Origin of the sequence: Achromobacter deleyi, assembly GCF_016127315.1 — a bacterium.
Classification (GTDB): Bacteria; Pseudomonadota; Gammaproteobacteria; order Burkholderiales; family Burkholderiaceae_B; genus Achromobacter; species Achromobacter insuavis_A.
Genome location: NZ_CP065997.1, coordinates 1,417,049 through 1,439,094 on the forward strand (window position 1 = coordinate 1,417,049; position 22,046 = coordinate 1,439,094).

Genomic DNA, 22,046 nt, shown 5'->3' on the forward strand with positions numbered 1-22,046 from the left:
CCGCAGGGCGTGCGCGGCGCCGTGTTGATGCGACCCCCGCGACGGCGCCAGCCGTCCGGGCGCGCCCGGCCCAGCCCCGCTTGCCGCCACCGGCAACGCGGCCCGGCGTTATCCGACCCAGAGGGCATCCGACCATGCTTTCCTTTATTGCGCAGCGGCTGATCCAGTCGGTGCTGGTGATGTTGACGGTGGCGCTGATCGCGTTCTCCATGTTCCGCTATGTCGGCGATCCGATCGCCAGCATGGTGGGCCAGGACACCACGCCCGAACAGCGCGATCAGCTGCGTGAACAGCTGGGCCTGAACGATCCCTTCGTGGTGCAGTACGCGCATTTCGTCGCCAACGCGGTGCGCGGCGACTTCGGCATTTCCTATCGCCATCGCCGGCCGGTCAGCGAACTGCTCGAAGAACGCCTGCCGGCCACGCTGGAGCTGTCGTTCGTGTCCGCCGTGATGGCGCTGGCGCTCGGCATCCCCATGGGCATCTACACTGCGCTCAAGCGCCACGGCGTGCTGTCCAAGACCTTCATGGCGATCTCGCTGGCCGGGATCTCGCTGCCCACTTTCCTCATCGGCATCCTGCTGATCCTGTTCTTCGGCGTGCAGCTGCGATGGCTGCCCAGCTTCGGACGCGGCGACGTGGTCGAACTGGGCTGGTGGACCACGGGCTTCCTTACCAAGTCCGGATGGCTGGCGCTGATCATGCCGGCGATCACGCTGGCGCTGTTCCAGATGACCCTGATCATGCGGCTGGTGCGCGCCGAGATGCTGGAGGTGCTGCGCGCCGACTTCATCAAGTTCGCGCGCGCCCGCGGCCTGCCGGAGCGCCTGATCAACTTCCGCCACGCGCTCAAGAACACCATGGTGCCGGTCATCACCATCACCGGCCTGCAGCTCGGTTCCATCATCGCCTTCGCCATCATCACCGAGACGGTGTTCCAGTGGCCCGGCATGGGCCTGCTGTTCATCCAGGCCATCAGCATGGTCGACATTCCGGTGATGGCCGCCTACCTGGTGCTGATCGCCTTCATGTTCGTCGTCATCAACCTCGTGGTCGATCTGCTGTATTTCGCCGTCGACCCGCGCCTGCGCGTGCAGAGCAAATAAGGGAACCGCCCATGAACGCCCGCATCGCTCCCTTCTTCGCGCGCGCCGCCGACAGCGACCTCTGGCACAGCTTCAAGCGCTCGCCCGGCGCCATCATCGCCGCCGCCGTCACGCTGGCCATCCTGCTGGGCGCGCTGTTCGCGCCGGTGGTGGCGCCGCACAACCCGTTCGACCTGGCCTCCCTGAACATCATGGACGCCAACACCCCGCCCGCCTGGCAGGAGGGCGGCAGCCCCGACTTCCTGCTCGGCACCGACGACCAGGGCCGCGACATCCTGTCGGCCGTGCTGTACGGCTCGCGCGTGTCGCTGCTGGTGGGCTTCGCATCGGTGCTGTTCTCGATGGTGCTGGGTGTCACGCTCGGCCTCATCAGCGGCTACGCCGGCGGCCGCGTCGACAGCTTCATCATGCGCATCGCCGACGTGCAGCTGTCGTTTCCGGCCATCCTGGTGGCGCTGCTGATCGACGGCGTGGCGCGCGGCGTGTTGCCGCGTGACATGCATGACCAGCTGGCGCTGTACGTGCTGATCTTCGCCATCGGCATCTCGGGCTGGGTGCAATATGCGCGCACCGTGCGCGGCTCGACGCTGGTGGAGCGCAACAAGGAATACGTGCAGGCGGCGCGGCTGATCGGCATCGGCCCGGTCACCATCCTGCGCCGCCACATCCTGCCCAACGTCATGGGGCCGGTGCTGGTGATCGCCACCATCCACCTGGCGATCGCCATCATCACCGAGGCCACGCTGTCATTCCTGGGCGTGGGCGTGCCGCCGACCGCGCCGTCGCTGGGCACGCTGATCCGCATCGGCAACAGCTACCTGTTCTCGGGCATGTGGTGGATCTCGATCTTCCCCGGCATCGCGCTGGTCGCGCTGGTGCTGTCGGTCAATCTGCTGGGCGACTGGCTGCGCGACGCGCTCAACCCCAAGCTGCGCTGAGGATGCCATGGCCCTGCTGAACATCGAAGACATCCGCATCGAATTCCCCAGCCGCCGCGGCACGCTGGTGGCGGTGGACGGCGTGTCGCTGTCGCTGGAGAAAGGCGAGATCCTGGGCGTGGTCGGCGAGTCCGGCGCCGGCAAGTCGACCATCGGCAACGCCGTGATCGGCCTGCTCGAAGCGCCCGGCCGGCTGGCCGCCGGCGCAGTGCTGCTCAACGGCGAACGCATCGACACGCTGACGCCCGCGCAGCAGCGCAAGGTGCGCGGCCGCCGCATCGGCATGATCTTCCAGGATCCGCTGACCTCGCTCGATCCGCTGCAGACGGTCGAAAGCCAGCTGGTCGAGACCATGCTGGTGCACCTGGACCTGACGCACGACCAGGCCAAGGCGCGCGCGGTGCAGTTGCTGGCGCAGGTCGGCATCGACCAGCCCGAGCTGCGCGTGCAGCAGTATCCGCACCAGTTCTCGGGCGGCATGCGGCAGCGCGTGGTGATCGCGCTGGCGCTGTGCTGCGAACCCGAGGTCATCATCGCCGACGAACCCACCACCGCGCTCGACGTGTCGATCCAGGCGCAGATCCTGGAGCTGCTGAAAAAGCTCTGCCGCCAGGAACAGGTCGGCATGATCATCATCACCCACGACATGGGCGTGATCGCCGACGTCACCGACCGGGTGGCGGTGCTGTACCACGGCAAGCTGGTCGAACAGGGCCCCACCGCCAAGATCCTGGGCGACCCCGACCATCCCTATACCCGCAGCCTGATCTCGGCCGTGCCGCGACCGGACATCAAGCTCAAGCGCTTTCCGCTGGTCACCTACATCGAGGATGTGAAGACCCCGGCCAAGCCGCTCGACCTTGCCACCCACTGGCTGGGCCAGCGGCGCGACTTCGGCGCGCGCGGCGACGGCCCGCTGGTACAGGTCCGCGACCTGGGCATGCGCTTCGTGCTCAAGAGCGCGCTGCTCAAGCGCAACCAGCGCACGCTGGACGCGGTCAAGCGCGTCAACTTCTCGATCGGCGAAGGCGAGGTGTTCGGCCTGGTGGGCGAATCCGGCTCGGGCAAGTCCACCGTGGCGCGGCTGATCTCGGGCCTGTATACGCCCAGCGGCGGCTCGGTCACATTCGGCGGCACCGACCTGACCGCGCTCAAGGGCGAAAAACAGCTCAACCCGTTCCGGCGCCAGATCCAGATGATCTTCCAGGATCCGTTCTCGTCGCTCAATCCGCGCATGCGGGTGCTGGACATCGTGGCCGAGCCGATCCGCTTCCACAAGCTGGCGGCCAACGAGGCCGAGACGCGCCGCGTGGTGGCCGACCTGCTCGACGTGGTCGGGCTGGGCGACCGCGCCGCCGAGCGTTTCCCGCACGAATTCTCCGGTGGCCAGCGCCAGCGCATCTGCATCGCGCGGGCGCTGGCCACGCGGCCGCGCTTCCTGATCTGCGACGAGCCCACCTCGGCGCTGGACGTCTCGATCCAGGCGCAGATCCTGAACCTGCTCAAGGACCTGCAGGAGCAGCTGGGCCTGACCATGCTGTTCATCAGCCACGACCTGCCCGTCATCCGCCAGATGTGCGACCGCGTCGGCGTGATGCGCTACGGCGAGCTGCTGGAAGTGGCCGAGACCGAGACGCTGTTCGAACACCCGCAGCATCCCTATAGCCAGCACCTGCTGGGGCTGATGCCCCGCTTGCAGTCGATGTCCCGCGAGGGGCTGGACGTGGCCGGCTGAATCCGAGCGAGACGACAAGGAGCGAGACATGAGTGCGACGCCACAGACCCTGTTCATCGGCGGCAAGGTGTTCGACGGCCGCGGCCAGGTGCTGCCGAACCACGGCGTGCTGGTCGAAGGCAAGAACGTGACGCGCGTGGCGCCGGCCGGCGAATTCACCGGCTTCGCCGGACGCCGCGTCGATACCAGCGGCATGACGCTGATGCCCGGCATGGCCGACTGCCACGTGCACCTGGTCTATACCGGCAGCGCCGACCCCCACGTGCAGATGTCGAAACAGGGCCCGGCGCAGATCACCCTGACCGCGCTGGAGAACGCGCAGGCCGCGCTGCGCGGCGGCTTCACGGCGCTACGCGACTGCGGCGGCAAGGACTACCTGGAATTCGGCGTGCGCGACGCCATCGCGCGCGGCGTGTTCCCGGGCCCGACCATCAAGGCCTCGGGCCGCATCATCTGCATGACGGGCGGCCACGGCAACCGCATCGGCCGCGTCGCCGACGGCTGTGAGGAAGTGGTGAAAGCCGTGCGCGAGCAGGTCCACGCCGGCTGCGACCTGGTCAAGATCATGGCCACCGGCGGCGTCATGACGCCGGGCGTGAGCCCCATGGACGCGCACTACAGCTTCGACGAGATGAAGGCGGGCGTGCACGAGGCCAAGCGCTTTCGCAAGAGCACGGCCAGCCACGCGCAGGGCACGCAGGGCATCCTGAACGCGGTGCGCGCCGGCATCGACTCGATCGAGCACGGCATCTTCATGGACGAGCAGTGCCTGAGCGAAATGCTGGCGGCCGAGACCTATCTGGTGCCGACCATCGCCGCGGTGCGCAACATCGTCGCCAACGCCGACAACGGCATTCCCGCCTACGCCGTGGAGAAAGCGCGCGCGGTGGAGCAGCGCCACCGCGAGTCGATCCAGATGTACTACAAGGCGGGCGGACGCATCGCGCTGGGCACCGACGCCGGCACGCCGTTCAACCTGCACGGCGAGAACGCGATGGAGCTGGCCTACATGGTGGAATTCGGCATGACGCCGGTCGACGCGCTGATCGCGGCCACCTCGCGCGGCCACGACCTGATGGGCATGGACGGCCATGGCGTGGTGGAGCAGGGCGCCGTAGCCGACCTGTTGCTGGTGCGCGGCGATCCGACCGAGGACATCATGCAGGCCGCCGACCGCCGCTTCCATGTGGCCGTGCTGCGCGGCGGCGACGTGGTGGCGGGCGCCTTGCCGGCCTGACGCGCGGGGCCCGCGGGAAGCAAGCGGGCCTTACTTCACGCCGTGCGACATGAGCCAGGCCAGGAAGGTTTCGAGCGGCATGCGTTCGCCGTTGAAGTCCACCTGGCCGCCCGCGTAGTTCAGGCTCGCCAGCAGCTTGCCGTCTTCCAGGCGCCCCCACTGGCTGCCCACGATGCGGTCGCGCACGCTATCGGCCTGCCGGCGCGCGGCCTCGCGGGCGGCGGCCTCGGGCATGCCGTTGGCCTGCAGGCGCACGGCGATCAGGTCGGCCACGCTGGCGACCGGCACCGACAGCCGCGCGTCGAACTTGCGCACGGTCTCCTTGACCACCGCGGCCGGCGAGTGATTCCACAGCGTCGGCGCGGCCAGGCCCACCGCCAATTGCAGCGTGGCGCTGCCGTTGGCGGTATCGACCTGCAGCGGCGCCAGCGAGAAGCCGGGCTCGGCCAGCAGGAATTTCATCACGTGGCCCGCGCCCACCATCTTGTCGCTCAGGCTGCCGCCGCCGTCTTTCGTGGCCTCCATGGTGTCGCGGAACGCGCGGAACGATACCAGGTCCAGGTTGTGCGCCTGCGCCGCCAGGCGCAGGTTGGCCACCTGTCCGGCGCGCGTGTCGATGCCCGCCACCTGCACGGCCAGCTTGCCCTGCATGGCGCTGTCGGCGCCGCTGGCGTCGAGATTCACGGCGACGTCGCGCAGCGTGACCGGCTCGCCGTCGATCTCGACGGTCCATTGCTTGAGGGTCGCGCGCGTCGTGGCGGCGCCGGTCTCGTCGGCGGCGCGGGTCGCATCGTACGTGATCGCCAGGTCGCGCATGGCCAGCCGGCGCGTGTGGCTCGCGCCGTCCTTGGTGAACGGCTCGAACAGGTCGGCGCGGTCCGAGCGGACCGTCACGGTGGCGCGCTTGCCGCCGGCGGCGACATCGGCCCGCAGCGTCAGGCCCGAGAAACTGAAACGGGACGCGTCGCGCGCGCGCTCGACCGGCGCCAGCGCCAGGGAGACCGCGATATCGCGGCCATAACCCGCCACGGCCTCGGCCGTCACGGGCACGCCGCCCTGCGCGGCGGCGAACCAGGTTTCCAGTGACGGCGTAGGCGCCAGCTCCGCGCGGGCGGCGGCCATGGCCGGGAACAGATGGCCCCGCGACAGGCGGTACAGCGGGAACGGTCCGTGATCCAGGCGCACCACCATCTCGTAGTCGCGTCCCGCCGCCCCGGGACCATCCTTGGCCAAGGGCTGCGCCTTCAGCCGATAGCGCGCCTGCGACGTGAACACGCCGCGCTCGTACGACAGCTGCTCGACCGACAGCGTCTCGCCCAGCTTCGCGCCGATCAGCCGCGCCTGCGCGTCGGCGCTCTCGGCCAACTGCGCCATGCCGTTCTCGAGCTGCTTGCCGGTGTACCAGGCCGTGCCCGTCCAGATCGCGCCCAGCGCCAGCACAGTGCAACCCACCGCTACCCATTTCCGCATGATGTCCGTCCCGCTTCCCAGTTGCGCCGGCCTCGCATGGACCGCAGCCGCCAGCATACGCCGCGCATGAAAAACGGGCTGCCACGCCCGAAGGCGCCGCAGCCCGTGCAAGGCGCCGGCATCACGCCGGCGCCAGGGTCCTGCCCGCGCCTTAGCGCATGCCGCCCATCGCGCCGCTCATGACCATCATCATGAACTGCTGCAGCGGCATCTTCTTGCCATTGAAATCGACCTGGCCGTCGGCGTAGTTCAGGTAGGAAACGATGTTGTCGTTTTCCGCCTTGGCCACGCCCATCGCCACGGCCATGGTGCCGACCATTTCGGCCTGGCCCTTGGCGGTCTGCGCGGCACGGTCGGCCGGCACGCCACGCATCTGCGGCTCGATCGCCATCAGGTCGGCCACGTTGGCCTTGGACAGCACCAGCTTGGCGTTGAGCTTGCGGATCGCTTCCATGGCCAGGTCGCTGGCCGGCTTGTCGGTCGAGGCCGGCTTGGCCAGGTCCACGTCCAGGTTGAAGGTCGAGGTGCCGTTGGCAGTGCGCACCTGCAGCGGCGACACCGACAGGCTGGGGTTGCCGGCCAGCAGCAGCTCGACGTTGGTCTTCAGGATCTGCTGCTCTTCGGGCGTGAACTCGGGCGAAGCCTGCTCGCCGCCGCCTTGCATCATGCGGCGCGACGACGCTTCATAGACGTCGTTCAGCGCCTTGAGCGCCTTCGGGTCCATGTTCTTCATGCCGATGGCCAGTTGCAGGCCCGCCATGTCCTTTTCCTGGACATTGATCATGCCGAAGTCCAGCACCATCTTGGCGTTCACGCCGGTATCGGCCTCGGCCAGGTCCACGGCAATGCTGGTGTCCTTGAGCAGCACCGGCGGCTTGGTCTTGGACGTGATGGTCCATTCCTTCAAGACCAGCTTCTGGCTGCCCATGGCCATGTCGTTCTTGCCCGGGGTCAGGTCGCTGTTGAGCGTGATGCCCTTGACCGCCATGCCGACGATATCGCTGTCGCCGGCGGGGCCGGCCAGCGTCACGCCGTCGCTCTTGAGCGCCAGCACGCCGTGCTTGCTGCTGGTGTCGAAGTCGACGTCGGCGGCCAGGCCGGCGAAGGTCAGCTTGGTCCTGTCGGTCGAGGCTTCGGCCGGGGCCAGGTTGAACGTGCCGGTGACCTGCTTGCCGTAGCTGACGCTATAGGCGCCCGTCAGCGGCGTGGCGCCCTTGGTGGCGGCGAACCAGCCCTTGACGGCCGGGGTTTCCTCGATCTGGAAGCGGCTCGCGACCATGGCCGGGGCCAGCTTGCCCGAGGCCAGGTTCGAGAACGGGAACGGACCGTGCGACAGGTGCTCGACGAACTGCAGCTCGCGTTCCTCGGCCGGCTTGCCATCCTTGGCGGGCAGCGTGAACTTCACGCGGTAGCGCTCGGTCGACGAGAACACGCCGCGCTCGAACGACATCAGTTCGATGACGGGGGTCACGCCCCACTTTTCGCCGATCTTGCGCAGTTCGACGTTGCCGTCTTCGATCGACTGCTTCACGAACGCCTCGGCCTTCTGGCCGGTGTACCAGGCCGTGCCGGTCCAAATCGCACCCAGTGCAACGACCAGACCCGCTATTGCCGCCTTTTTCATAGCAACCCTTAATTCTTGTGTGTTGGAGGTAAGCGCACGGATTATAGGGAGCGCAGCCTAGGGATTACGCTAATTTCGTACACATTTAGTGCAAAATGTTACGGGCCATGCCGATAACAGGCGATTCCGCATGCGCCGCCGCCGCATCAGCTACAATTGCCCGGCGTGCTTTGCCAATCTGCACGCGTCCGCTAGGCACTTCGCCGCCAAGCTTCGCCCTCAGGGGCGCTTCCCTTTTCTCCTTATTCGTCCGCCTGGATTGGAGTCTCTCAACTTGAGCGACGGGCTGCCGCTGGAGTTGTTTTGACTACCTCTTCCTCTTTCGCCGACCTCGGGCTGGCCGATTCCCTGTTGCGCGCCATTGCCGATACCGGCTACACCGCACCCACCCCCATCCAGGCCCAGGCGATTCCGCAGGTCCTCAAGGGTGGCGACCTGCTGGCCGCCGCCCAGACCGGCACCGGCAAGACCGCCGGCTTTACGCTGCCCATCCTGCATCTGCTGATGCAGAGCAAGCCGGAAGCCCGCAAGGCCGGCCGCCCGCGCTGCCTGATCCTGACCCCGACGCGCGAACTGACCGCGCAGGTGGCCGAATCGGTGCAGACCTACGGCAAGCACACCTCGCTGACGTCCATGGTGATGTTCGGCGGCGTCAACATCAACCCCCAGATCTCCGCCCTGCGCAAGCCGCTGGACATCCTGGTGGCCACCCCCGGCCGCCTGCTGGACCACTGCGGCCAGAAGACGGTCGACCTGTCTGGCGTCGAGATCCTGGTGCTGGACGAAGCCGACCGCATGCTGGACATGGGCTTCATCCGCGACATCCGCAAGATCCTGGCCTTGCTGCCCAAGCAGCGCCAGAACCTGCTGTTCTCGGCCACCTTCTCGGATGAGATCCGTTCGCTGGCGCGCGGCGTGCTGAACAACCCCGGCGAAGTCTCGGTCACCCCGCGCAACACCGCCACCGAACTGGTCACCCAGACGGTGCACCTGGTCGAACAGCACCACAAGCGCGACCTGATCAGCCACATCATCCGCGAAAGCGGCTGGCACCAGGTGCTGGTGTTCACCCGCACCAAGCACGGCGCCAACCGCCTGGCCGAAAAGCTGGTCAAAGACGGCCTGACCGCCGCCGCGATCCACGGCAACAAGAGCCAGTCGGCCCGCACCCGCGCGCTGGCCGGCTTCAAGGAAGGCACCGTGACGGTGCTGGTGGCCACCGACATCGCCGCCCGCGGCCTGGACATCGACCAGCTGCCCCAGGTGGTGAACTTCGAACTGCCCAACGTGCCGGAAGACTACGTGCACCGCATCGGCCGCACCGGCCGCGCCGGCGCCACCGGCGCCGCGGTCTCGCTGGTGGACAACAGCGAAATCAAGCTGCTCAAGGACATCGAGCGCCTGATCAAGAAGACCATCGAGCGCAAGCCGGTGGCCGACTGGACTCCGCCCGCCACCAGCGCCGCCGCCTTCGAACGCCAGGAACGCGACGAAGACGGGCGCCAGCCGCGTGGCGGTGGCGGCCGTAACGGCGGCCGCGGCGGCAACGCCGGCGCGCCCCGTTCGCGTCCGGCCAACGCCGCGCCGCGCAACGCCAACGGCGGCCGCGCCCCGGCGCCGGCCCGTGCCGGCGGCGACAACCGCGGCGGCCAGGGCCAGCGCGACGGCAAGCCGTCCGACCGTCCGGCCCACGCCGGCCGCGGCGACGCCCGCCCGCAGCAGAACCACCGCCGTCCCGAAGGCAGCGCCCGTCCCGCCGGCAACGGCAACGGCGGCCGCCCGGCCGGCGGCCCGCGCGCGGCGCTGCTCTCCAAGTAATATCAGCGGCATACCTGTTACTGCGACCCACGGACCCGCGCCATCATGCCTCTTTCTACCTGGTTGACGTTCTTCCTGGCCTCCTGGGCCATTTCGTTCTCGCCCGGCGCGGGGGCCATCTCCGCGATGTCCTCCGGACTGAAGTACGGCTTCGCCCGCGGCTACTGGAACACGGCCGGCCTGATCATGGGCATCCTGTTCCAGTTCGTGGTGGTCGCGGTCGGCCTGGGCGCGGTGCTGGCCACCTCCGAGATGGCCTTCAACGTGGTCAAGTACCTGGGTGTCGCCTACCTGATCTACCTGGGCGTGCGCCAGATCCGCACTGACGCCGCGCCGGTCGCGGTCGATGCCGGCGATCCCAAGCAGGCCTCGATCCGCGAGCTGGTGATGCGCGGTTTCCTGATCAACACCATGAACCCCAAGGGCACGGTGTTCCTGCTGGCCGTGGTGCCGCAGTTCGTCGACACCGCCTTGCCGCTGACGCCGCAGTACGCGGCGCTGGCCGGCACGCTGGCGTTCACCGACCTGGTGGCGATGGGCGTGTACACGCTGCTGGCGGCGCGCGTGCTGCGCCTGCTGCGCGATGCCAAGCACATCCGCTGGATGAACCGCACCTTCGGTTCGCTGTTCATCCTGGCCGGCGTGTTCCTGGCCTCGTTCCGCCGCCATTCCTGAATTTCCACGCGCGGGGCACGCGCCGGCAACGGCGCGTGCCCCGCTTGTTTCGATGCACGATACCGGACCGCGCCGGGCTGAAGCCGCGGCGTCAGGTTGAATCCTCCGATCATGAACATCCCACAAGAAGTAGCGCGGCGCCGTACCTTCGCCATCATTTCCCACCCCGACGCGGGCAAGACCACGCTGACCGAAAAGCTGCTGCTGTTCGCAGGCGCGATCCAGATCGCCGGCAGCGTGAAGGCGCGCAAGGCTTCGCGCCACGCCTCGTCCGACTGGATGGAAATCGAAAAGCAGCGCGGCATTTCGGTGGCCTCGTCGGTGATGCAGATGGAATACCGCGACTGCGTCATCAACCTGCTCGACACCCCGGGCCACCAGGACTTCTCGGAAGACACCTACCGCGTGCTGACGGCGGTGGACGCCGCGCTGATGGTGATCGACGCCGCCAACGGCGTCGAACCGCAGACCATCCGCCTGCTGCAGGTCTGCCGCGCGCGCAATACGCCCATCATCACGTTCATCAACAAGATGGACCGTGAAGTGCGCGAGCCGCTCGAACTGCTGTCGGAGATCGAAGGCCACCTGGGCATGGACGCCGTGCCGTTCTCGTGGCCGGTGGGCATGGGCAAGGCCTTCGGCGGCGTGTTCGACATCCGCCGCGACCGCATGCGCGTGTTCCGTCCCGGCCAGGAGCGCCGTTCGGACAACGACGATTTCATCGAAGGCCTGACCAATCCCGAGATCGGCCGGCGTTTCGGCTCGGCCTTCGAACAGGCCAGCGGCGAGATCGAACTGATCAACGAAGCCGCGCCCGCGTTCGACCGCGACCAGTTCCTGGCGGGCAAGCAGACCCCGGTGTTCTTCGGCTCGGCCATCAACAACTTCGGCGTGCAGGAAGTGCTGGACGCGCTGGTCGAACAGGCGCCGCCCCCCGGCCCGCGCGTCGCGCTGCAACGCGAAGTGCAACCCGAGGAGCCCAAGTTCACCGGCGTGGTGTTCAAGGTGCAGGCCAACATGGACCCGGCCCACCGCGACCGCGTCGCCTTCGTGCGCGTCAGCTCCGGCCGCTTCGAGCGCGGCATGCGTCTGAAGGTCGCGCGCACCAACAAGGAAATGCGCCCCAACAACGTGGTGTCGTTCCTGTCGCAACGCCGCGAACTGCTGGACGAGGCCTATGCCGGCGACGTCATCGGTATTCCCAACCACGGCGTGCTGCAACTGGGCGACGTGCTGACCGAAGGCGAGACGCTGCAGTTCACCGGCCTGCCGTTCTTCGCGCCGGAACTGTTCCAGGCCGTCGAAGTGAAGGACCCGCTGCGCACCAAGCAGTTGCGCACCGGCCTGACGCAGTTGGGCGAAGAGGGCGCCATCCAGGTGTTCCGCCCCGAGGCCGCCGGCGGCTCGCTGCTGCTCGGCGCGGTCGGCCAGCTGCAGTTCGAAGTGGTCGCGCACCGCCTCAAGACCGAGTACGGCGTGGACGCGCGCATGCTGCCTTCGCGCTACACAATGGCACGTTGGATTACTTCTGATAACCCCAAGGCGCTGCGCAAGTTCATGGATGCCAATGCAGCCCATATCGCCTATGATGTGGTCGATGCGGCGGCATTTTTGATCAGTTCCCCCGCGCAGTTGCGCGTGGCCGAGGAACTGTATCCGGATGTGAAATTCCACGCCATGCGGGAGCACGGCGGCAAGGTCTTCGGAGACAAGGCGTAGACCCGTTCGGGTACCGCACGGCAGATGAGGGTAGCAATGTCTTGGCGTTTATTATTCGCAACGCTCCTGCTGGCGCTTGGCGCGTCGGCATGGGGCGGCATTCAACTGGGTGATTGGCTGGTGGCGCATGCGCCGCCCGCCGCGCCTGCGCCCGGCCAGGATGCGGCCGCGTCGCAGCAGCCCGTGCTCGACGCCAACGGGCGTCCCTACGTGGCCCAGCCGCCGCAGCCGCGCATCGACGGCACGCTCGGCGTGCCCGACAAGCCCGCCGACCGCGAATGGGCCATCAACACCGTGTCGCTGTTCGACACCGTCAGCGATCCGGCCGTGAAGATCTCGCGCGAACGCATCAGCCAGGAACAGGCGCGCGAAATCGCCGCCGCCTCGGAGGTGCCGCTGCCGCAAGGCGGTTCCGACGTCAGCACGCTGGACCTGCAGGCGCCGGGCACCGGCGCCGCCGTCAATGGCGGCCAGGGCCAGGCGGGCACCCAGACGCAGGCCGCCGGCTACGGCAACACGCCGATGGTGCAGGCGCCGCCGCCGCCCAACTCCTCGCCCGCGCCCGGCGCGCCCGGCTGGCAGGACGCGCTCAAGCGCGAACTGGCGCAGTGCGCCACGCAAGGCTTCTTCGAGCGTCCCTCGTGTTCGTGGGCGGCCCGCAACAAGTACTGTGGTCCGAACCGCGCCTGGGGCACGATGGCCGAATGCCCGGCCCGCCCACAGTAAATCCCCGCATTCACCGTCCGCGCCACGCGCGGCGGCAGCAAAAAAATGGCGCCCCGCGGGGCGCCATTTTCATGCCGGCACAATCGTTCAGTCGGGCACCGACATCTGGCTTTGCAGGTAGTTCTGCAGGCCGACCTTGTCGATCAGGTCGATCTGGGTTTCCAGGTAGTCGATGTGCTCTTCGGTGTCGTCCAGGATGTCCTGGAACAGATCACGCGACACGTAGTCGCGCACCGATTCACAGTAGGCGATGGCTTCCTTGACGGTCGCCTGGGCGCCTTGCTCCAGCTTCAGGTCACAGGCCAGCAGCTCCGGCACGTCCTCGCCGATCAGCAGCTTATGCAGATCTTGCAGATTGGGCAGGCCGTCGAGCATGAAGATGCGCGCGATCAGGCGATCGGCATGCTTCATTTCACCGATGGACTCTTCGTACTCGTGCTTGCCCAGCTTGTCGAAACCCCAGTGGTTCAACATGCGGGCGTGCAGGAAATACTGGTTGATCGCCGTCAGTTCGTTGGTCAGTTGCTTGTTCAGAAACTGGATGACGGTTTTGTCGCCTTTCATAATGGACTCCTTGCAGTCGGGCGCGACGCGCACTGCATCGCGACAAGAAGCGCACGATGCCGCGAGTACGCAACCCCGGCAGACTAACATCGGCCGCGGGGCCGCGCCTAGCCTTGGCGCGCATTTGGTAAACCGCTTTACGAGCGCTACAAGAAAGCGACAAACAAATGAGAATGAGTATGTGTGCGGGATGATTTGCCAGCGCGATACCGGTATTTGGCGGCCTGCGCGCGCGTGACGCGCCATATTCGGCCGCCATTTGCCGCGAAAAGCGCTGCCGGCGCGCAGCGCTCGCGCCGGATTCCATCGATCGCCCGCCCAATCTTTTTTTATGGCGCGCGCCGCGTCGCCAGCCAGATGCCGAACGCGATCGGCACGATGCCCAGCAGATCCAGCCACGACACCTGTTCGCGCAGCACCAGCCAGCCGAACAGCAGGCCCAGCGGCGGCATCAGGAAATGCAGGGCGCTGGCCGCCGTCGCGCTGGCGCGGCCCAGGATCATGAACCACAGGTAGTAGCCACCAATCGACACCGCCACGATCATGTAGGCCATGCTCCAGAACAGGCTGGCCGTCATGCGCGCATCGCCGATGTTGTCGTGCAAGAGCGCCACTGGCATCAACGCCACCGCGCCGGCCAGCGACTGGATGCCGGTCGCCATCCACAAGCCGGTCGACGGCTTGAGACGCTTGTAGAGCAGCGTGCCCGCCACCAGCGCCACCAGGCCGCCTGTCACCAGCAGGGTGCCGTGCAGATCCTCCTGCATGCCCGACAGGCGCGAACGCAGCACCAGCGCCACGCCGGCCAGCCCCAGGCACAGGCCCAGCATCTTGCGCCAGCCCAGCCGCTCGCCGAGCACCGGCCCGGCCAGCACGCCGATCAACAGCGGATTGGTGCTGATCAGCACCGCGGTGAAGGCCGACGACACCGTGGTCATGCCGCTCCAGCTCAGGCCCAGGTAGGCCGCGTTGTTCAACATACCCAGCAGCACCAGCGACGCCAGGTCGCGGCCGCTGGGCCGTTGCCAGCGGCCACTGGCCGCGGCCACGCCGAGCATCAGCGCGCCTGCGATCAGGAACCGGATTGTCAGCAGGGTCAGCGGCGGACAGTCGCGCACCGCGATCTTGGCCGCCGCGAACGCCGAGCTCCACAGGAAACAGAACGCCGCGATGGGCGTCCAGGCCACGCCCATCGGCGCGTCGGCGGGCAGGGCGGTGGCGGGCAAAGTCGATGACGCCTTCATGGCAGCAGGTCCGGCAAAGGAAGAGGAGCCCATTCTGGGCGCGGCCCTATCCATTGACAAACGCTTTATTTGGATCAAAAGTATTTGAAAAACCGATGCCAAGGCGCCTTCCATGCTCGATCTCGATCTATTGCACAGCTTCGTCTCCGTCGTCGACGCGGGCGGGTTCACCCGCGCCGGCGAACGGGTGCACCGCAGCCAGTCCACCGTCAGCCAGCAGATCCGCAAGCTGGAAGAGACCCTCGAATGCTCGCTGTTCGTGCGCGAGGGCCGCCAGGTCCACCTGACCGAGGACGGCGAGCGCCTGCTGGGCTATGCGCGCCGCATGCTGGCGCTGTCCACCGAGGTGCGCGAAGCCGTCAGCGGCCGCAAGCGGGTGGAGGTGATCCGGCTGGGCATTCCCGACGATTTCGCCGCCGACACGCTGACGGCCATCGTGGCGCAGTTCGCCCGCGCCCGGCCGGCCGTCAGGCTGTCGGTGCGCTGCGACCTGACCGTGGCCCTGACGCGCGGCCTGGAACGGGGCGACCTGGACCTGGCGCTGCTCAAGCGCGAGCCGGGCGCCGGCCCGGCGCTGACGAGCTGGCCGGAACACCTGCACTGGATCGCCGGCCAGCACGGGCTACCCGCCAGCACCGAACCGGTGCCGCTGGTGGCCTTTCCGCAGGGCTGCATCTACCGCAACCGCGCCATCCACGCGCTCGAGCGCGCCGGACGCCGCTGGCGCATCGCCTACGAGAGCCCCAACCTGATGGGGATCCAGGCCGCGCTGGCGGGAGGATTGGGGGTGGCCTTGCTGGAGCGCCGCTGCATCGCCGCGGGCCATCGGCTGGTCGATGACATGCTGCCGCCGGTGCCGCCGTCCGAATTGGCGCTATGCCTGGCGGACAACGCGCGCGAGCCGGTGCGCCAACTGGCGGGGATGATCAGGGATTTTTGTGAAACGGAAACACAACGGCTTGCAGGGCTGGGCCTGCAAGCCGTGACAGATGACGGCGCCGCTCAGGCGACCGCGACCTGGATGACCGGATAGCTGCTGTTCGCCGCGGCCGCGCCCGGCTCGGCCATGGCGGCCGGCGGGTTGACCGGAACGGCGATCGAGCGCACATCGCACACGCTGGAACAGCGGCCGCCCGGCAGGTATTCGGCGGCGGTGGCCGCGCAGCAGCCGCAGCACGTGGCCACGCCCAGCTCGAACTGCAGGTCGGAAAGCGACGTCGCGCCCGCGTCCACGCTGGCGCGGACTTGGCGTTCGGTAATGGCATTACATACGCAAATGTACATGAGAATAATTATCGACATTTATTCGTGCAATGACAAGTACCGTGCCTAAATAATTTGCAACTTCGTGGTCACCTAACTCTTTGAAATAAGGGACGTTTTATCGGCACCGCTTGGCACACGGCGGGATGGTGCGTGCCCCACCCCGCGCCCCATACCACGCCGTTCAGTCGCTCCAGCAGGGCGCCCTTTGCCATCAATTCGAGGGATATTCGCGGCGGGCATGCAGGATATTGATGACCTCGATCGCCGTCCCGGTGACCCTGCCTGTTCTTCAGTCTCGAATTCCGAGAGCGTGGGGGAAGGGACTGGGCCCATGGAAAAGCTCCTGATGAAAGCCCGGTGTACGGCAACGAACGCTCATCAAGGCGCCGGGCCCCACGGCGCTCTGCCGCAAAAATATCCCTTATTTCACCGCGCCACGGCCTGCGCCTTGCGTAGCGCGGCGGGCGCGATCCGCAGCGCTTCGCGGTATTTCGCGACCGTGCGGCGGGCGATGACGATGCCCTGGTCGGCCAGCTTTTCCATGATCTGGCTGTCCGACAGCGGCTTGGCCCGGTTCTCCTCGGCCACCATCTGCCGGATGAAGGTCTGCACCGCCGTGGCCGAGGTGGCGTCGCCGCCGTCCGTCGACACCCCCGCCCCGAAGAAGCGCTTGAGCTCCAGCGTGCCAAACGGAGTGAGCATGTACTTCTGTGTCGTGGCCCGTGAAATGGTCGATTCGTGCAAGCCCAGCTCGCCCGCGATGTCTTTCAGGATGAGCGGCCGCATGGCCGCCGGCCCCTGGCTGAAGAAGGCGGTCTGGCGGTCGACGATGGCCTGGGACACCCGCAGGATGGTGTCGAAGCGCTGCTCGACGTTGCGAATCATCCACTTGGCCTGCTGCAACTGCGCCTGCAGGCCGGCATGGGCCGATTCCTTCTGGTTGCCCAGCATCTGCGCGTACAGGCCGTTGATCTGCAGGCGCGGCACGGCGGCGCTGTTAAGCGTCACCTGCCAGCCGCGGCGCGTCCTGCGCACGATCACGTCGGGCACGGCGTAATCGGCCGCCGGCACCGTCCAGGCGCGGCCGGGACGCGGCTCCAACCGCAGGATCAGGGCATGGGCGACGCGCAGGGTCGCCTCGTCACAGCCGACCGCCGCGCACAGGCGGGCGTTGTTGCCGGTGGCCAGCAACGCCAGGTGCTGGCCGCAGATGAGGCGGGCGCAGGCCAGCGCCTTGGGATCGGCGGCCTCGGGCAGGCGCCCCAGGTCCGGGTTGCGCAGCTGCAACAACAGGCAATCGGACATGTCGCGGGCGCCGATGCCGGCCGGATCGAACGACTGCAGCAGCGACAGCGCCGCGCGCAGTTCATCCAGGTCCGGCTCCATCTCAGCGGGCAGCCAGCTCAGGATTTCCTCCAGCGGCGACCCCAGGTAGCCGTTCTCGTCCAGTTCGTCGATCAGCAGCGCCGCCAGGGCGGCATCGCGCGGCGCCGCGCGCGTCAGCACCAGCTGGCCCAGCAGGTGCTCGCGCAGGGTATCGGGCCGGGCCGCCTCGGGCAGGCTGGAATCGTCGTCGGGGTAGACCCCGCCCGAGCCCGGCATTTCGTCCACCGGGGTCTCGCGTTCGGGCGCTGGCTCGTCGTCCTGCACCGACGATTCGCGCTCGGATTCCGCCTGCGTCTCGACCGACGACGGTTCATCGTCGCGTTCCAACAACGGATTGTCGGCGAGCACCTGCGAGATTTCCGCCTCGAGGTCGAGCGTGGACAGCTGCAGCAACCGGATGGATTGCTGCAGTTGAGGGGTCAGCGTGAGATGCTGGCCGGGCCGCAGTTCTAAAATAGGACGGGTCATAGGTACAATATTTTGCATGATGAATCAGACTTCGCCCGCACGCGTTCGCCAGGATTGCCGACTTATCGGCCAGACCCTGCTCAAACTGGCACTTCCCCGACTTCTCGTGCGCGCGATCGTGATCGCCGTTGCCGTGATCGTCTGGTATCTCGCCGCCTCCTGGATCCTGGATTTCGGCAAGCGCATCAACTACGAATTCCTGCATTCGCTTGGCCAACCCACCATGGACATGGTGCAGAAGGTCAATCCGTACATCTGGTGGGTCGTCGCCGGCATCTGGACCCTGATCGTCTTCTTCATCCTGCGCGCCTGGCTGTCGGCCAGCCTGGCATCCGGTCGCGCCACCCCGGTGAGCACCGGCGTGCTGGCCGACCTGGCGCCGCAGCTGTCCGAGGAGTCCCTGGGCGTGCTGCGCTGGACCTGGGGCACCCGCGAGGAACCCTTCACCGTCGGCGACCTGCACCGTTCGCTGTCGGAAATCCGCCACAACCGCATCGGCAAGATCGCCATGGTGGCCGAACAGGCCGACATCCTCGACGGCGCGACCGCCAAACCGTCGCGCGACGATCGTGATGACGGCCGCCGTGGCGACGACCGCCGCGATGCCCGCGACAGCCGCGAACCCCGCTACGTCGAGCCCCGCATCGGCGGCCCGGCCCGCTGAAGCGGCGCGCACCGCCGTCAGACCGCTGATCCAGGCCGCCGCGAGGCGGCCTGGTTGTTTCAGTCCCCTGCCAGCCGGGCTCCCCTATACTGCCCCTCCAGGCTCGCGCAACCGCGGGCCGCGCACCTTCAAAACCAGACCAAGCCGACTGCAGAGACCAGTCGGATGCGCGGCCAGCCCCCTGGAGTTGCTTTACATGTTCCGCACCCCCGTCCGGTATGCCGCCGGCCTCCTGCTGGCCTGCTCGGCCGCCTTCGTCGCCGCCCCGGCATCCGCCGCCTGGCCCGACAAGCCCATCACGTTCGTCGCGCCCTTCAGCGCCGGCGGCGCCAACGACCTGGTCGCGCGCATCATCGCCAAGGCGGTGGGCACGACCCTGAACCAGCCCGTCATCGTCGAAAACCGTCCCGGCGCCGGTGGCGTGGTCGGCGCCGCGCACGTCGCGCGCAGCGCGGCCGATGGCTACACCTACCTGGTGGGCAGCAACGGTACCGTCACCAACAGCCTGATCCGCTCGGACCAGCCCTACAAGGACGAAGAGCTGACCCCGGTGGCGCTGCTGTCGATCACGCCGTCGGTCATCGTCGCCAATCCGTCGAACCCGGCCAAGGACCTGAAGGACTTCGTCGAACGCGCCAAGAAAGCCAAGACCGACCGTATCACGTTCTCGACCGCCGGCAACGGCAGCACGCCGCACTTCGTGGCCGAGATGGTCAAGGAAGCCACCGGCCTGCCGGTCGAGCCGATCGCCTACAAGAGCGGCTCGGAAGGCGTGACCGCGGTGATCGGCAAGCAGGTCGACGCCACCTCGGAAGCCAGCATCGTCACGCTGCCGCTGGTGCAGAGCGGCAAGCTCAAGGCTCTGGCCACCACCTGGGACAAGCGCATGGCCAGCGCGCCGGACATCCCCACCACCGCCGAGCTGGGCTTCCCCGCCATCCGCATCGGTCACTGGGCCGGCCTGTACGCGCCCGCCGGCACGCCCGCCGACGTGCTCGACAAGATGAACGCCGCGATCGAGAAATCGCTGCAGACCAAGGAAGTGCAGGACGCGCTGCGCCAGAGCAGCATCGAGCCGGGCGGCGGCTCGCGCGCCAGCTTCGTCGAGTTCGCCAAGAGCGAGCGCGAGCGCCTGGGCCAGGTCGTCAAGAACGGCCACATGCAGACGCAGTAACGCCAGATGCAATAACACTTGCGATGCACCGCCGGGGACGGATCCGTCCCCGGCTTTTTTATCGCTTTCCCAATTGCGCAGTCCGCAAAAGTATGTTTGACTAGCAACCTATGGCCGCTCAACGCACCTCCCTCGCGATTGCCACCGGACGCTCCGCCGCTCCGGTTGCCGGCCTGCGCGCTCGTACCGCCTTCATCGCGCTATCGCTATACCTACCGATCGGTTGCCGGGCCTAGTGTCCCCGTGGTAGCTCGGCAGCCACGCTTGCCACACGCGATTTCCCCTTTTCAAAACTGAATCTTGCGCCGCGCGAATGCGGCCAACCCTGGCACCAGGCCGCCATCCGGCCGCATGCCGGCCGAGGAAACCGATCCCGGGATTCACAAGAAACCGATCGAGGTGTAGTGATGATGCTTGCCAACCCCGCCACCAAATACGTCCCCTTCACGCCGTTCGCCCGCGACTTTTCCGAGCGCACCTGGCCCAGCCGCCGCATCACGCAGCCGCCGATCTGGATGAGCACCGACCTGCGCGACGGCAACCAGGCCCTGATCGAGCCGATGAGCGTCGAGCGCAAGCTCCGCTTCTTCGAGCAGCTGGTCAAGATCGGCTTCAAGGAAATCGAAGTGGGTTTCCCGTCGGCCTCGCAGACCGACTTCGATTTCGTGCGCAAGCTCATCGACGAAAAGCGCATCCCCGACGACGTCACCATCATCGTGCTGACCCAGTCGCGTGAAGACCTGATCAGCCGCACGGTGGAATCCGCCGCTGGCGCCAAGCAGGCCATCGTCCACTTGTACAACGCCTGCGCCCCGGCGTTCCGCAAGGTCGTGTTCAACATGACCAAGGACGAGATCAAGAACATCGCCACGACCGGCACGCGCCTGGTCAAGCAGCACGTGGCCAAGCACCCGGAAACCAAGTGGCGCTACCAGTACTCGCCCGAAGTGTTCAGCACGACCGAGCCGGAATTCGCGCTGGAAGTCTCGAACGCCGTGGCCGACGTATGGCAACCCACGCCGGACTGCAAGATGGTGCTGAACCTGCCCGCCACCATCGAGGCCACCACGCCGAACATGTACGCCGACCAGATCGAATGGATGCACAAGAACCTGGCGCGCCGCGACAGCATCGTGTTGAGCGTGCACCCGCACAATGACCGCGGCACCGCCGTGGCCGCCGCCGAATTCGCCGTGATGGCCGGCGCCGACCGCATCGAAGGCTGCCTGTTCGGCAGCGGCGAGCGCACCGGCAACGTCGACCTGGTCACGTTGGCCCTGAACCTCTACACCCAGGGCGTGCACCCGGGCCTGGACTTCTCGGACATCGACGAAGTGCGCCGCTGCGCCGAGTACTGCAACCAGTTGCCCGTGCACCCGCGCCACCCGTACGCCGGCGACCTGGTCTTCACGGCCTTCTCCGGTTCGCACCAGGACGCCATCAAGAAGGGCTTCGCGCAGCAGCAGCCCGACGCCGTCTGGGAAGTGCCGTACTTGCCGATCGACCCGGCCGACCTCGGCCGCAGCTACGACGCCGTGATCCGCGTCAACAGCCAGTCGGGCAAGGGTGGCGTGTCGTACCTGCTCGAACAGGAACACGGCCTGGTGTTGCCGCGCCGCCTGCAGATCGAATTCAGCCGCGCCATCCAGCGCGTCACCGACGAGACCGGCCGCGAAGTCACGGCCGACGACGTCCACACCATCTTCAACCGCGAATACCTCGAGCAGAAGACCCCGTGGAAGCTGGTGCGCCATCGCATCGACGGCAATCCGTCGGCCGGCGAAGGCCAACACTTCAGCATCGAGGCCGAGCTCGAATACAACGGCGAACGCCGCATCGTGACGGGCAAGGGCGACGGCGCCATCTCGGCCTTCGTGGCCGCGCTGGACGTGCCGGTGCGCATCATGGACTACCACGAGCACGCCATCGGAACCGGCACCGACACCCGCGCCGCCTCCTACGTGGAACTGCGCGTCGGCGACTCGAGCACGGGCTTCGGCGTGGGCATCGACCGCGACATCGTCACCGCCTCGTTCCAGGCCGTGCTGAGCGCGGTGAACCGCCACATCAACGCCGGCACCGTCGCCACCGAACAGGAAGCCGCCGAGGCCGCGTGATCCGCCGCCAGGCCGCGGGCGTGGCGGTTACCGCCGCCGCGTCCCCCGCGCGCTTCTTACGGTGAAGCCGCTCCGCACAACAAAAGGCCCGCCTTTATCCGGCGGGCTTTCTTTT

General features: G+C 67.4%; 18 protein-coding genes. 12 read left to right on the top strand and 6 right to left on the bottom strand.

Annotated elements, in window-relative coordinates; all coding sequences use genetic code 11:
• Positions 1-134: 134 nt before the first annotated feature.
• The 4 genes from I6I07_RS06405 to I6I07_RS06420 are packed head-to-tail and all read left to right on the top strand — an operon-like array spanning position 135 to position 5,016.
• Complete coding sequence (locus I6I07_RS06405) at positions 135-1,106, top strand: ABC transporter permease (protein ID WP_198486037.1); 972 nt, start codon at positions 135-137, stop codon at positions 1,104-1,106.
• A gap of 11 nt (positions 1,107-1,117) precedes the next feature.
• Positions 1,118-2,044: an ABC transporter permease gene (locus tag I6I07_RS06410; RefSeq protein WP_198486038.1), complete on the top strand. Its 927-nt coding sequence runs from the start codon at positions 1,118-1,120 to the stop codon at positions 2,042-2,044.
• A 7-nt stretch (positions 2,045-2,051) separates the two neighbouring features.
• Entirely contained in the window at positions 2,052-3,779 is a 1,728-nt protein-coding gene (locus I6I07_RS06415) for a dipeptide ABC transporter ATP-binding protein (RefSeq protein ID WP_198486039.1), read from the top strand.
• Positions 3,780-3,807: 28 nt separating this feature from the next.
• Positions 3,808-5,016, top strand: a complete 1,209-nt coding sequence (locus I6I07_RS06420; RefSeq protein ID WP_198486040.1) for a metal-dependent hydrolase family protein — start codon at positions 3,808-3,810, stop codon at positions 5,014-5,016.
• A 30-nt stretch (positions 5,017-5,046) separates the two neighbouring features.
• Here I6I07_RS06420 and I6I07_RS06425 read toward each other — a convergent pair whose 3' ends face one another.
• Together I6I07_RS06425 and I6I07_RS06430 are read right to left on the bottom strand one after the other, a co-directional pair.
• Positions 5,047-6,486: a YdgA family protein gene (locus I6I07_RS06425; protein ID WP_232625924.1), complete on the bottom strand. Its 1,440-nt coding sequence runs from the start codon at positions 6,484-6,486 to the stop codon at positions 5,047-5,049.
• 151 nt (positions 6,487-6,637) lie between these two features.
• A complete protein-coding gene (locus tag I6I07_RS06430) occupies positions 6,638-8,110 on the bottom strand; it encodes a YdgA family protein (RefSeq protein ID WP_198486042.1) in 1,473 nt (490 codons plus the stop codon).
• A gap of 303 nt (positions 8,111-8,413) precedes the next feature.
• On the opposite strand from I6I07_RS06430, the gene I6I07_RS06435 reads away from it, so the two are divergent.
• From I6I07_RS06435 to I6I07_RS06450, 4 genes are all read left to right on the top strand, one after another.
• On the top strand, positions 8,414-9,928 hold the full coding sequence (locus I6I07_RS06435; protein WP_198486043.1) for a DEAD/DEAH box helicase: 1,515 nt from the start codon (positions 8,414-8,416) through the stop codon (positions 9,926-9,928).
• Between the two features lie 45 nt (positions 9,929-9,973).
• A complete protein-coding gene (locus I6I07_RS06440; RefSeq protein WP_006386996.1) occupies positions 9,974-10,603 on the top strand; it encodes a LysE family translocator in 630 nt (209 codons plus the stop codon).
• 111 nt (positions 10,604-10,714) lie between these two features.
• Positions 10,715-12,322 (top strand): peptide chain release factor 3, encoded by a 1,608-nt coding sequence (locus I6I07_RS06445; RefSeq protein WP_006392292.1) that lies wholly within the window; start codon positions 10,715-10,717, stop codon positions 12,320-12,322.
• A 24-nt stretch (positions 12,323-12,346) separates the two neighbouring features.
• A complete protein-coding gene (locus I6I07_RS06450; protein ID WP_198486044.1) occupies positions 12,347-13,048 on the top strand; it encodes a hypothetical protein in 702 nt (233 codons plus the stop codon).
• Between the two features lie 87 nt (positions 13,049-13,135).
• Here I6I07_RS06450 and bfr read toward each other — a convergent pair whose 3' ends face one another.
• Together bfr and I6I07_RS06460 are read right to left on the bottom strand one after the other, a co-directional pair.
• Entirely contained in the window at positions 13,136-13,612 is a 477-nt protein-coding gene (bfr, locus tag I6I07_RS06455) for a bacterioferritin (protein ID WP_006386993.1), read from the bottom strand.
• 329 nt (positions 13,613-13,941) lie between these two features.
• Complete coding sequence (locus tag I6I07_RS06460) at positions 13,942-14,856, bottom strand: DMT family transporter (protein WP_198486045.1); 915 nt, start codon at positions 14,854-14,856, stop codon at positions 13,942-13,944.
• Between the two features lie 112 nt (positions 14,857-14,968).
• On the opposite strand from I6I07_RS06460, the gene I6I07_RS06465 reads away from it, so the two are divergent.
• Complete coding sequence (locus tag I6I07_RS06465) at positions 14,969-15,889, top strand: LysR substrate-binding domain-containing protein (RefSeq protein ID WP_198486046.1); 921 nt, start codon at positions 14,969-14,971, stop codon at positions 15,887-15,889.
• On the opposite strand, the gene I6I07_RS06470 is transcribed toward I6I07_RS06465, so the two are convergent.
• Complete coding sequence (locus I6I07_RS06470) at positions 15,859-16,158, bottom strand: (2Fe-2S)-binding protein (protein ID WP_104021657.1); 300 nt, start codon at positions 16,156-16,158, stop codon at positions 15,859-15,861. The two genes, I6I07_RS06465 and I6I07_RS06470, sit on opposite strands and share 31 nt — an antisense overlap.
• A gap of 390 nt (positions 16,159-16,548) precedes the next feature.
• Positions 16,549-17,994, bottom strand: a complete 1,446-nt coding sequence (gene rpoN, locus I6I07_RS06475; RefSeq protein WP_198486047.1) for an RNA polymerase factor sigma-54 — start codon at positions 17,992-17,994, stop codon at positions 16,549-16,551.
• On the opposite strand from rpoN, the gene I6I07_RS06480 reads away from it, so the two are divergent.
• The 3 genes from I6I07_RS06480 to leuA all read left to right on the top strand — a co-directional run bounded on the left by I6I07_RS06480 (position 17,993) and on the right by leuA (position 21,931).
• Positions 17,993-18,640 (top strand): hypothetical protein, encoded by a 648-nt coding sequence (locus I6I07_RS06480; protein WP_198486048.1) that lies wholly within the window; start codon positions 17,993-17,995, stop codon positions 18,638-18,640. The two genes, rpoN and I6I07_RS06480, sit on opposite strands and share 2 nt — an antisense overlap.
• 196 nt (positions 18,641-18,836) lie before the next feature.
• Positions 18,837-19,814: a tripartite tricarboxylate transporter substrate binding protein gene (locus I6I07_RS06485; protein WP_198486049.1), complete on the top strand. Its 978-nt coding sequence runs from the start codon at positions 18,837-18,839 to the stop codon at positions 19,812-19,814.
• A 407-nt stretch (positions 19,815-20,221) separates the two neighbouring features.
• A complete protein-coding gene (leuA, locus tag I6I07_RS06490) occupies positions 20,222-21,931 on the top strand; it encodes a 2-isopropylmalate synthase (RefSeq protein ID WP_006392282.1) in 1,710 nt (569 codons plus the stop codon).
• Positions 21,932-22,046 lie beyond the last annotated feature (115 nt).